Origin of the sequence: Aestuariivita sp. (assembly GCF_049276915.1) — a bacterium.
GTDB lineage: Bacteria > Pseudomonadota > Alphaproteobacteria > Rhodobacterales > Rhodobacteraceae > Aestuariivita.
Genome location: NZ_JBASXK010000046.1, coordinates 1 through 11,212 on the forward strand (window position 1 = coordinate 1; position 11,212 = coordinate 11,212).

Annotated in this window: 11 protein-coding genes and 1 pseudogene; all 12 read left to right on the forward strand. The window is 55.2% G+C overall.

Annotated elements, in window-relative coordinates; all coding sequences use genetic code 11:
* The first annotated feature begins 215 nt into the window (after nt 1-215).
* Nucleotides 216-668, forward strand: coding sequence for a type I restriction enzyme endonuclease domain-containing protein (locus WAO69_RS04345; RefSeq protein ID WP_422176825.1), 453 nt, complete (start codon nt 216-218; stop codon nt 666-668).
* Nucleotides 669-679: 11 nt separating this feature from the next.
* Nucleotides 680-1,120, forward strand: coding sequence for a single-stranded DNA-binding protein (gene ssb / locus WAO69_RS04350; protein WP_422176826.1), 441 nt, complete (start codon nt 680-682; stop codon nt 1,118-1,120).
* Nucleotides 1,121-1,162: 42 nt separating this feature from the next.
* On the forward strand, nt 1,163-1,657 hold the full coding sequence (locus WAO69_RS04355) for a hypothetical protein (protein WP_422176827.1): 495 nt from the start codon (nt 1,163-1,165) through the stop codon (nt 1,655-1,657).
* 715 nt (nt 1,658-2,372) lie between these two features.
* Nucleotides 2,373-3,146, forward strand: coding sequence for a fumarylacetoacetate hydrolase family protein (locus WAO69_RS04360; RefSeq protein WP_422176828.1), 774 nt, complete (start codon nt 2,373-2,375; stop codon nt 3,144-3,146).
* A gap of 505 nt (nt 3,147-3,651) precedes the next feature.
* Nucleotides 3,652-4,503: a universal stress protein gene (locus tag WAO69_RS04365; RefSeq protein ID WP_422176829.1), complete on the forward strand. Its 852-nt coding sequence runs from the start codon at nt 3,652-3,654 to the stop codon at nt 4,501-4,503.
* 122 nt (nt 4,504-4,625) lie between these two features.
* A complete protein-coding gene (locus WAO69_RS04370; RefSeq protein ID WP_422176830.1) occupies nt 4,626-5,597 on the forward strand; it encodes a Bug family tripartite tricarboxylate transporter substrate binding protein in 972 nt (323 codons plus the stop codon).
* 25 nt (nt 5,598-5,622) lie between these two features.
* Nucleotides 5,623-6,126 (forward strand): tripartite tricarboxylate transporter TctB family protein, encoded by a 504-nt coding sequence (locus tag WAO69_RS04375; protein ID WP_422176831.1) that lies wholly within the window; start codon nt 5,623-5,625, stop codon nt 6,124-6,126.
* A 24-nt stretch (nt 6,127-6,150) separates the two neighbouring features.
* The gene (locus WAO69_RS04380) at nt 6,151-7,662 is read left to right on the forward strand and encodes a tripartite tricarboxylate transporter permease (RefSeq protein WP_422176832.1); all 1,512 of its coding nucleotides are present in this window, start codon (nt 6,151-6,153) and stop codon (nt 7,660-7,662) included.
* Between the two features lie 66 nt (nt 7,663-7,728).
* Nucleotides 7,729-9,240, forward strand: a complete 1,512-nt coding sequence (locus tag WAO69_RS04385; protein WP_422176833.1) for an acyl--CoA ligase — start codon at nt 7,729-7,731, stop codon at nt 9,238-9,240.
* Nucleotides 9,241-9,250: 10 nt separating this feature from the next.
* Entirely contained in the window at nt 9,251-10,231 is a 981-nt protein-coding gene (locus tag WAO69_RS04390; RefSeq protein WP_422176834.1) for a 2-dehydropantoate 2-reductase, read from the forward strand.
* Between the two features lie 197 nt (nt 10,232-10,428).
* On the forward strand, nt 10,429-10,818 hold the full coding sequence (locus tag WAO69_RS04395) for a helix-turn-helix domain-containing protein (protein WP_422176835.1): 390 nt from the start codon (nt 10,429-10,431) through the stop codon (nt 10,816-10,818).
* Nucleotides 10,819-11,087: 269 nt separating this feature from the next.
* Nucleotides 11,088-11,212, forward strand: a pseudogene (locus tag WAO69_RS04400) (IS5/IS1182 family transposase); the annotation flags it as partial.

The window sequence follows — 11,212 nt, forward strand, 5'->3', positions numbered from 1 at the left end:
GGAGAAGGAAGCCTTAAAAATTTATCAAATAAAATCAATAATATAGTTTCCATCTATATGTTTTGTAAACCAAATGTAAATAAAAGGTTACATTTAACTTATTGATATCATTTAATTTAATATGGAATTCCAAGGGACAATGATACCACTGGTTATTTAGTCATATGCATACAATACTCTCAAGGTGGGACCATGATTTTCAGCGCCAATCAACAATGAAACCCCAGTCGATAGTCAAACAGCGAAAGTTCAGTGACCTGCTTCAAGCATCCCTTGGGAAGTATGCTAATAGAGCGATTGAGGCTGCACAGGTGATCGAAGAGCTAATCGCAATGGCGAAGGCGTTCCGAGAGGATCTAGCTCGGCGGGATAGCCACAATCTGAGTGACGAAGAAGAAGCTTTTTATGACGCCTTAGCCAAGAATGAATCTGCACAGCAGGCGATGGGTGAGGAAGTGCTCGTCGAGATGGCACGAGAAGTTGCCAAAAAGCTCAGAGAAAACCTAACAGTTGATTGGGCGGTTCGTGATAGCGTTCGTGCAAAACTCCGCATTGTGATCCGGACCCTGCTTCGCAAATACAAATATCCACCTGATCAATCGAAAGATGCTGTAGAAATGGTTCTACGTCAGGCTGAAGTGATTTCTGAGTTTGAAATGGCAGCTTAAGGAGAAAAGACATGGCAGGAAGCGTTAATAAGGTCATCCTAATCGGCAACCTGGGGGATGATCCAAAGATTAACAATCTTCCCAGTGGTCAAAAGGTTGCCAACCTTCGTGTTGCAACATCAGAAACTTGGACAGATCGGGTTTCAGCGGAAAGACGGGAGCGAACCGAGTGGCACTCGGTGTCAATCTTCGATCCCAGCACCGTGGACTATGCCTCTAAGTATCTCAAGAAGGGAGATAAAGTTTACATTGAGGGCAAGATCCAAACCCGTAAGTGGCAAGATCAAAATGGAACTGATCGCTATTCGACTGAGGTCGTAGTGAACTCAATCGGTGGGCAGTTGGTGGGTTTATCCTCTCAAGGTTCAAACCACTCCACTGCATCATTAGACGAGACCATGAGAGGCTCCAAAGAAATCAGCAGCGATGATTTTGGCGATGTTCCGTTTTAAGCTGGTAGGCGCATCTCATAAGAATCTTTAGAGTAGCACCACATGGAACTTGAGGTAGACATTCCGGAGTTCATCGAACTCTTGAGGCTTGCAGAACACTCCCTCGCTGGAGACCTCTTGGAGGGATTAAGCCTCTACAATCCCTCGACCGATGAAGAGTATTGCCCTTTCCTCATTGATAAAGGTGTAGCTAAATTTACTGATTTAAAAGGACAATCACGTTCAGTGCCGCTGTCTGCAATGAGCCAGTGGTCCGTCATTATCCCAGATGAAAGTATCTTGAATTCAACAGAACTGCAGGCACGAACCAGTTCTGGCAGACGACAGGAGCTTGTTTCTCAGTTAAACCGGATTGGCTTGGTCAGCGGTCAAACGCAGTCTCTCGAAGATCTCCAAATCATCATAGATGCATGGCAAACGCCAATTTCCAGCACACAGAAGGACTTTAGACGCCAAGTTTATCGGGCGATCAAAAAGCTAGAGAATGAGCCTGGACTGACCGTCGCATCATACAGGCTTGGCTTGCCAACAAGCTGAACTCCAGGGTCTTAGGGGCAAGGTTTAAACGCTTCGGCAAGAGGCTTGGCCGAAAAGCGCACTGAGCCGCGATGACAAACAGGTCCTCAATCTGATCCGAAGCGCCACCAGTGAGGATTTAACACCAACCTTGAAACCGCTCCTGCCCAGCTGGCTCCAGATGACTGCCGTTAAATTGCGGGAAGATTTGTGAGTCTTTAGCTGGTTTGGCTGGCGACGGCCCATACTGGACCCTCAGAATCTTATGCTCATGCTGCGCTTGCAGCCCACTTTGCGGACATTCGCTCCGCCTGTTGATTGGCGCAGTGTGGACGTGCCGCGGTTTGATGCCGCTCCTTTGATTGCATTTATTGCAACAAAGGAGACGAACTATGGGAACGAAACGAACAGAGGAATTTCGGGCTGATGCGGTGCGGTCATCTTCAAATCAGGCGGCGTTGATGCATCCACAGCCAGAAGATCAGCAGCCGAACCTGCCAAGCGATCTGATGCTGCACCTCAATAGTTTTACACGATCCCTCGTTGTGACGCCAGGGTAGGGTGTTGCGGCAAACTCTGCCGGTCTTCTGCTTGCCATTGATTGACTGTTTGAAAGGCCAAGGCCATGACTTTGCCAAGAAGCAGATTGCGCCCTAATCAGCATGTATCGCAATGTAATCGTGAACAGATGCACAGGCGCAGGTCATGCGCTTAAATTAGTTGGGGAAAAGTCAGCATGAAATGGGCGCGTGGAATAACGGGCGACGGCTCGGAGGTGATGGGTGTGGTCGCGGACGGAATGCTGCATCCACGCGCTACGCTTGGATCAGATTTGGCCACGGGCGATGCCATTTCACTAGACGATGTCACCTTGTTGGCCCCAGTCGATCCGGGCAAATTCATCGGTCTCTGGAACAATTTCAAGGCGGCGGCCGAAAAGGGCGGGATGGCGCATCCCGAACACCCCTTGTACTTTTTTAAAGCCGATACGTCGCTAAGCGGTCCGGGAGCAGAAGTTGTGTTGCCTGCCGCCGCAGGACGGGTGGTGTTCGAGGGTGAGCTAGGGATCGTGATCGGCAAGACCTGCGAGAACGTCACCCCCGAGGCCGCCAAGGATGCGATATTCGGATACACCTGCATCAATGATTTCACATCTTTGGATGTCTTGAATGCGGACCCGTCCTTTCCACAATGGACACGCGCGAAAAGCTTTGATGGGTTTGGCGTCGTGGGGCCGGTGATCGAAACCGACATCGACTGGCGCGCGCTGGAGATCAAGGTTCTCGTGAATGACAGGGAACGTCAGTCATATCCGGCCTCCGACATGATCCTGTCGCCTGAACAGATCGTCAGTTGCCTCTCCCAGGACATGACGCTTAATCCTGGTGACCTTATCGCCTGCGGTACCTCAATCGGTGCCCGCCCGGTCAAGGCCGGGATGGTTGTCGAGGTAGTGATTGACGGGATCGGTGAGGTTGGCGTGACCTTGAGCGCGCCAATGGATGCGTAACCCAACCTGAATTTGGCAAAGCCTTGCCGAAGGTGACACGCCCACAATCGCATCGCGCTGAGTTCTGTGCGGATGACTGCCGCTGGCATTAGGCCCGTCGGCGCGTGGGCGTGGGTGGTACACGCACTGTTTGCTGCTGATGCGATGGCGGCGTCGGGCCTGTCCCCCCTTGAAAAACCGGCCGGACACGACCCGCGGCACGCGTCTTAGAATGATTCGGTTTTATGACATGGCCAATATTTGAAAAATTCATTCAAATTTGGGCAGGCCTGACGTGCAATTGGGCAGTATACCTTTGAGTACCGAAAAACATCTGGATTACAAGGGCTTAAAAAAACTCAGGAATTTGTGTTCGCAAGTAAATTACAAAATTATTTTTATTGACGAAATAAAGTTGCGCATTCATTACAGCATCAACCGCAGAGACCTGCAGCCCAGCCGCTGATCTCGCTCACTGAATTTGGCGCACCCAAGACGCGCACCGAGATAAAGGCAGCTCTTGGAGATGATAAAATCCATCCTCGTTCCTGTGCGTGGCGATGGCATGGTTGCAACCGTGCTGGCACACGCGGCTGAACTGGCCAAGCAGCACAAAGCGCAGGTAAGTGTTGTGCATTGTCGTGCGCAGGCCAAAGACCTCATGCCACAAGGCGTGCCGCTGAGTGAATTCGCCCGCAAAGTGATGTTGGAGCAGGCAACTGAGCTGGCCGATCGTCAGGAAAACCATCTGCGCGGCATCCTGCATCGCCTCGCGCTGGATTTTGGTTTGAGTGAAGACCCCAACGCCGAGGGCACCGCGCTGTGTACCTTCACCGAAGAGCAGGGCCGCATGGCGGATGTCGTCAAGCATGCGGGTCGGTTGTCCGACCTTATCGTTCTCCCAAAGCCCCAGCGGGAACGCAATCTTGGCCAAAGCTCTTTGAAGGCAGCGCTTTATGGCGCCGGGCGGCCTGTTCTGATTTGCCCGGGGCAACTACAGCCGAATGAAACCTTCGCACAGCACGTGGCGGTGGGCTGGAACGGATCGCTGCCTGCCTCCCGTGCCGTCGCAAACTCATTGGATTTAGTTCAATCAGCGAAACGGGTAAGCATTTTGACCGGTGGCAAAGTGCAAAGCCACGGGCCGACCGTTGACGAACTGGTGGAATATTACGCTATGCGCGGCATCGAAGCCGAAATCGTACGCTTCGAAGAAAGCGATCCTGCAACGGGGCTTTTGAAAACCTGCGAACACATCGGTGCAAGCCTGCTGATCATCGGGGCCTACAGCCACAGCCACGAGACCGAGATGCTGTTTGGCGGCAATACAGAGCGCATCGTCGACAACACCGAAATGCCCATCCTGATGGCGCATTGATCAACAACATGCGCCGCATGACGGCCTGGAACAGTGGGGCATACCCCACGCAGACTTAAGACTGCACAAAACGTGTAACGATACGTCCAAATTGACGGTCATTTTTTAGGGAGGAGACCACAATGAAACTGACAAAACGGTATTTTCTGGGGCTGGCCATCGGCAGCACACTTGCAGCACTGCCAATCACGGCACTGGCCGACGATTGGCAGCCGACCCGCCCGATTGATTTCACAATCATGGCAGGCCCGGGCGGCGGCGCAGACCAGATCGCGCGCTTCGTGCAATCGGTTGTCGAAGCAAATGACATGACCAACCGTCCCTTGATCCCAACCAATCGTGGTGGCGGGTCCGGTGCAGAAGCACTGTTGCACCTCAAGGATGCACGCGATCCAGATCACACGCTCATGGTGACGCTGAACTCGTTCTACACGACGCCGATCCGCCAAGAGGGTCTGGGTGTCGATATCGAACAATTCACACCAATCACGATGATGGGCGTCGATCCGTTTGTGCTTTGGGTACACAAAGACTCTGGCATCACAACGTTCGAGCAGTACATCGACAAAGTCCGCGAGATGGACGGCGAGTACGTGATGGGTGGTACTGGTTCCGGTCAGGAAGATTCGATCGTCATTGCCTACATGTCTGGCGCCTATGACCTTGATATCAAGTACATTCCTTACGACGGCGGTGGTGCGGTTGCCAAAGACCTTGCAGGTCAGCAGATCATGGCGACCGTCAACAACCCAGCTGAAGCCAAAGGCTTTTACGAAGCGGGTGACTTCGTTCCCCTGCTGGCCTTCTCGGACGAGCGCATGGACGCCTATCCAGATGTTCCGACCATGAAGGAAAAGGGCCACGACTTCTCGTACTACAACCAGCGGGCCATCGTTGGTGCGCCGGGCATGTCCGACGAGGCCGCAGCCTACTATCGCGACCTGTTTGGCCAGGTTTACGACGGCGAAGAGTGGCAGAATTACCTTGTGTCCGAAAGCCTGTCGCCCCTGCCAATGGATGAGGCTGAAACGCGCGCCTACTGGGCGACACAGGTGGCAAACCACCGCCAGCTTCTTTCCGAAATCGACGGCTAAACCAGACTAAGAAAAGGGGGCAAAGATGCGCCAAGGTGAGATATCGCTCGCGGGGCTCCTTGCCCTCTTTTCACTCTATCTGATGTGGAAAAGCACTGAACTTCCCATCGGTTATATCAGCGGCCAAGGACCCGGCGGCGGGTTCTGGCCCTTCTGGTTGTCGTTGGTCATGCTGCTCAGTTGTGTTGCCATCGCCTGGAATTGGTGGCGCGGCAAAAGCCCTGCTTCTGTCAGTGACGAGCCGCTTATGGATGGCTTTGGCTGGCGCACGGTCCTGAATGTCGGCGGTGGCATCATCGGGTTTGTCGCGCTGATTTCCATCGTTTCGATGTATGGGGCCGTCGCGCTTTTCCTCGTCTACTACCTGCGCTTTCTGGGACGCCATTCGTGGCTGTTGACACTGGCGATGGCCATCTTCCTGCCGATTGGTCTGTTCTTCTTCTTTGAAGGTGCCATGCAGATTTCGATGCCCCAAGGCCTGCCCTTCACGCAGCCCTTCTTCGACGTGATGTACGACATCATCTACTGACGCAGCTGCGGACCAAGGAACACCATGGAAGTCTTTTCTTTTCTCGTCAGCGGCATCTTCACGGCGCTTGAACCCATCAATATCGGCTTGATCATCATCGGTGTGACGGTCGGGCTGTTCATCGGGGCCATGCCGGGCCTGGGGTCCGTAAACGGGGTGGCCATCTTGTTGCCGGTCACGTTCTTGGTGCCCCCGGCCTCGGCCATCATCTTTCTCGCGGCGATCTACTACGGGGCCATGTATGGAGGCGCGATTTCATCGGTCACGCTGGGGATTCCCGGGGCCTCGACCGCTGTTGCGACAACCTTTGACGGGCGACCGTTGGCGCTACAGGGACGCGCCAGCCTCGCACTGGTAACGGCCGCCCTCGCCTCGTTCGTGGGCGGCACCGTGGCCACCGTGTTCTTCACCCTTTTTGCCCCACTTCTTGCAACCGTGGCGCTCAACTTTGGCCCACCCGAGATCTTCGCCCTTATGCTGCTGGCCTTTGCGACCTTTGTTGGTCTCGGCGGCGATGACATTCCCAAGACTGTCTTCTCGATCTGCTTTGGCCTTGTGCTTGCGACAGTTGGTTTTGACACGATTTCCGGCGAACCAAGGCTTGTTCTATTCGACATTCAGGGTTTCCTGCGCGGCATTGGTTTCATCGTGCTAGCGATCGGTGTCTACGGCATTGGAGAGATGCTCTGGACGATCGAGCAAACGCGCGGAGAGATCACCACGACCAACCCCAAGATGACCGCCAAGGGCCTTGCCTCTGATGCCAAGGAAGCGGTGCGTCGTGGCTGGAAAGGCACTTGGATCGGCTCGCTCTTAGGGTTTTTCGTAGGCGTCTTGCCGGCAGCGGGTGCGACACCTGGCTCTCTCATGTCCTACGGCGTTGCCAAGATGATCTCAAAAACACCCGAAGAATACGGCAAAGGCTCACCCGATGGCGTTGCGGCCCCTGAAGCCGCCAACAATTCCGCGTCCACGGGTTCCATGCTGCCAATGTTGACATTGGGCATTCCGGGGTCACCCACCACGGCAATCCTGTTGGGTGGTATGGTGATCTGGGGCCTGACACCGGGACCGCGCCTTTTCGTCGATCAAAGCGAATTCGTGTGGGGCCTTATCGGATCTTTCTACATCTCCAACTTGGCCGCAGTGATCATCAACCTCGCGTTCATTCCGCTTTTTGTTTGGATGCTGCGCATGCCGTTTACGATCCTTGCACCCCTGATCTTCGTGCTGTCCATTGTCGGGGGCTTTGCCGCGTCTCGCAGCATGCATGACCTGTGGTTGATCGTGATTTTCGGAATTGGGGCGTTCTTCTTGCGCAAGTTCGACTATCCGCTCGCCCCTGCCGTTCTTGCGATTGTGCTTGGACCGATTGCTGAACCAACGATGCGCCAGTCCTTGCTCTTGTCATCGGGCGATCCGATGATCTTTTTCAACCGACCTGTTGCTGGCCCGATCACGGTGATCGCAATCTTCCTGATCCTTCTGCCAGCATTCAAAGTGCTGCGTCGCAAAATGCAGAAGGCCCCTGCCTGAAAACTGCGTCACCAATGACCAAGCGACACAGCCAACCGACACACAAAAAGAAATGAACCTCACGCCATGCAAAGACTTGAAGACCTGATCCAGCAGCACTCCGACACCGCACACGCCATCGGCGCACCTGGCCGCGAGTGGATGACATATGCCGACCTCAAGTCGCTGACCCAAACCGTGCTTCAGGCGCTGCGCAGCGCGGGGATCGGCGCACGTGACCGGGTTGCCATCGTCCTGCCGAACGGTCCGGAAATGGCCGCAGCCTTCGTCACGGTTGCACAGTCGGCAACCACAGCGCCATTGAACCCGGCCTACAAGGAAGACGAGTTTGCGTTCTACCTCGAAGACCTCAAGGCAAGCGCGATCATCGTTGAGGCGGGCTACGACGGACCCGCGCGCGCGGCAGCGGACCGCTTTGACATGACCGTGATCGAACTGACCGCGACAGAGCCTGCTGGAACCTTCACGCTATCCACAGACGCAAAGGGCGATGCCGCTGATACAGCCCCCGCCGCCGATGATGTCGCCCTTATCCTGCACACGTCTGGCACGACGTCGCGCCCCAAGATCGTCCCGCTGTTGCAATCCAATGTCGCGGCGTCCGCGGAAAACATCCGCGTGTCCCTTGCTCTGACGCCCGAGGATTGCTGCCTCAACGTGATGCCCCTGTTCCACATCCATGGCCTGATCGCCGCAGTCAGCGCATCGCTGGCAGCAGGCGCATCGATCAGCTGCGCACCGGGCTTTGATGCACTCAAATTCTACGGCTGGCTCGAAGAAGTTGACCCGACGTGGTACACCGCTGTGCCGACGATGCACCAGGCCATTCTGGCACGCGCTCCGCGCAATGCTGACATTATCAAGAACGCGCGTTTGCGCCTGCTGCGCTCCTCCTCTTCGTCCCTGCCCGGTCCTGTAATGACCCAATTGGCAGACACGTTTGGCGCACCGGTTGTCGAAGCCTACGGAATGACCGAGGCGGCGCACCAGATGTGCTGCAATCCGATTGAGCCGGGCCGTCAAAAACCCGGTGCTGTCGGTCTGCCCGCTGGTCCCGAAGTGCGCATCGCCCATGAAATCGAAAACCGACTTGTTGATGGCGTGGGTGAGATCTCCATCTCCGGCCCCAACGTCACACCCGGCTACGAGGCGAACCCAGAGGCCAATGAAAAGAACTTCTTCGACGCCGACGGCAAGCGTTGGTTCCGCACCGGGGACCAAGGCATGTTCGACGCGGACGGCTTCCTGTCCCTCACCGGTCGCCTGAAAGAGATCATCAACCGTGGCGGCGAAAAGATCAGCCCGCTTGAGGTGGATGGGATTTTGTCAGATCACCCTGCTGTCGCCCAATGCGTGACCTTCGCGGTGCCCCATGCCAAGCTCGGGGAAGACGTTGCTGCCGCCGTGGTCCTGAAAGAGGGTCAAAGCGCCACCGACCGCGATATCCGCGACTTTGCAAGCGAGCGTCTGGCCGCGTTCAAGGTCCCGCGCAAAGTTCTCATTCTTGATGAGATCCCCAAGGGCGCAACAGGCAAACTCCAACGCATCGGCCTCGCCGAGAAATTGGGTCTCGGTTAAGGATTCAGCCATGAAGATTTGCATTTTCGGCGCCGGCGCAATCGGCGGCTACATGGGCGCGAAAATGGCTCAGGCTGGCGCGGATGTCAGCCTTGTCGCCCGTGGCCCTCATCTCAAGGCCATGCGCGAAAACGGGCTGCGCCTGATCGAGGAAAGCGGCGGGACCACGGTTAACGTCACCGCCTCTGACAATGCCGAAGACCTTGGTCCACAAGACTATGTGATCGTCACGCTCAAGGCACACTCTGTCCCTCCGGTTGTCCCCAAGATGCAACCACTGATTGGCGACAACACCACAATCGTCTCTGGCGTGAACGGTGTTCCGTGGTGGTATTTCCACAAGATCGGTGGCCCACTTGAAGGCACACGCCTTGAAACCGTCGATCCCGGCAACGCGCAATGGGACGGCTTTGGCCCGGACCGCGTGCTCGGCTGCGTCGTCTACCCGGCGGCCGAGGTTATCGAGCCCGGCGTCGTGAAGCATATCGAAGGCAACCGTTTCTCATTGGGCGAACCGGACGGATCCAAGTCCGACCGCGCCATGGTACTTTCCAAGGCTCTGGCCGCCGCAGGCCTCAAAGCCCCCGTAAGGCCAAAGATCAGGGATGAGATTTGGGTGAAGCTCTGGGGCAACTTGTCATTTAACCCGATCTCCGCCCTGACCCACTCAACACTGGATGTCCTGTGCACCGATCCCGGTACACGGGAGGTCGCGCGCAACATGATGCTCGAAGCACAGGCAATCGCAGAAAAGCTTGGCGTCAAGTTCCCCATCGATGTGGACCGTCGCATTCAAGGCGGCGCAGACGTAGGCGCCCACCGCACCTCAATGCTGCAGGATCTCGATCAAGGTCGTCCAATGGAAATCGATGCACTTGTCGGCTCCGTCAAGGAACTTGGACACGTGACCGAAACACAAACACCGACTATTGATACGGTGCTATCCCTCATTGCACTGCGCGGAAGAATTGCCGGACTCTATGGTACCTGATGCACGTTTATTGACGACGCAAAGGTCGCTTTGCAATTGTGTCTGTTGAGCCGTCGGAGCTGTCCACTTCTGACGCTCCTCGCACACCGACGGTCGGTTAAAAAATCTCTATCTCCTCCCGATAGTATGACGATGGAAACACCATGTATGGCTGACAAAAGCTCCTGTGATATGTTGATCGCATGAACAGTGCTTATATGGGACCGCGCATACGCAAACTGCGGACAGAGAGAGGGCATTCTCGAGAGCAGATGGCAATTCGTCTGGGGATTAGTAAGTCATACCTTAGCCAGCTAGAGCGAAATTCAAGACCAGTCTCAATGGCGGTTCTTGTAAAACTGTTGGAAACATATCGTATCGATCTAAAGCAGTTTTCGGATCATTGGCAGGCAGCCGCCCTGGAAGACCTTGTCTGCGCATTTGAGGATCCAGTGTTCCAAGACCTTGATGCAAATCTCAAGCAATTCAGATTGGCAGTCGCTCAATGTCCCGATTTGGTGACCGCCTTTCTTCGACTATACGAAAAAAGATCGAATGGGCGGGCTAGAAAAAAAAATGGAACCGTTCCTCCGCCTGGGCTCGGCTAACAATTCTTGGCGGATTGTCCGCTGGGCAATCTTTCTGAAGGCTTTGCCTATCTGATTGTATTGATTGTGCGGCAGACTTGCGGTGACGCAAGCGTCGCGTTCTGATGGTCCTCTGTTTGTTCCTTTCTCGTTGTTTGAGGGTGCGTTTGACAGCGTTTGGTATGACTATGACCTGTCCAGCGCCTACCCATCGGCGATGGCGCTGATCGGACGACCAGATTGGGACAACTGCCGCCCCATCCGTGACACCGATGAATTGCTGAGCTTTCGGTCACCTGGCCGACCAGGGGATCACGCTGTGCTCGGGCACGTTGGTGGACGCGACCATTATCGACGCGCCATCCTCGACCAAGAACCAGGCCAAGGCGCGCGATCCCGAGATGTCGTCGACAAA

Excerpts from the sequence above, each read along its gene's own strand:
- ssb (WP_422176826.1), top strand. The coding sequence starts at position 680 with ATGGCAGGAAGCGTTAATAAGGTCATCCTAATCGGCAACCTGGGGGAT.
- WAO69_RS04345 (WP_422176825.1), top strand. The coding sequence starts at position 216 with ATGAAACCCCAGTCGATAGTCAAACAGCGAAAGTTCAGTGACCTGCTT.
- WAO69_RS04355 (WP_422176827.1), top strand. The coding sequence starts at position 1,163 with ATGGAACTTGAGGTAGACATTCCGGAGTTCATCGAACTCTTGAGGCTT.
- WAO69_RS04370 (WP_422176830.1), top strand. The coding sequence starts at position 4,626 with ATGAAACTGACAAAACGGTATTTTCTGGGGCTGGCCATCGGCAGCACA.
- WAO69_RS04395 (WP_422176835.1), top strand. The coding sequence starts at position 10,429 with ATGGGACCGCGCATACGCAAACTGCGGACAGAGAGAGGGCATTCTCGA.
- WAO69_RS04375 (WP_422176831.1), top strand. The coding sequence starts at position 5,623 with ATGCGCCAAGGTGAGATATCGCTCGCGGGGCTCCTTGCCCTCTTTTCA.
- WAO69_RS04385 (WP_422176833.1), top strand. The coding sequence starts at position 7,729 with ATGCAAAGACTTGAAGACCTGATCCAGCAGCACTCCGACACCGCACAC.
- WAO69_RS04390 (WP_422176834.1), top strand. The coding sequence starts at position 9,251 with ATGAAGATTTGCATTTTCGGCGCCGGCGCAATCGGCGGCTACATGGGC.
- WAO69_RS04380 (WP_422176832.1), top strand. The coding sequence starts at position 6,151 with ATGGAAGTCTTTTCTTTTCTCGTCAGCGGCATCTTCACGGCGCTTGAA.
- WAO69_RS04365 (WP_422176829.1), top strand. The coding sequence starts at position 3,652 with ATGATAAAATCCATCCTCGTTCCTGTGCGTGGCGATGGCATGGTTGCA.
- WAO69_RS04360 (WP_422176828.1), top strand. The coding sequence starts at position 2,373 with ATGAAATGGGCGCGTGGAATAACGGGCGACGGCTCGGAGGTGATGGGT.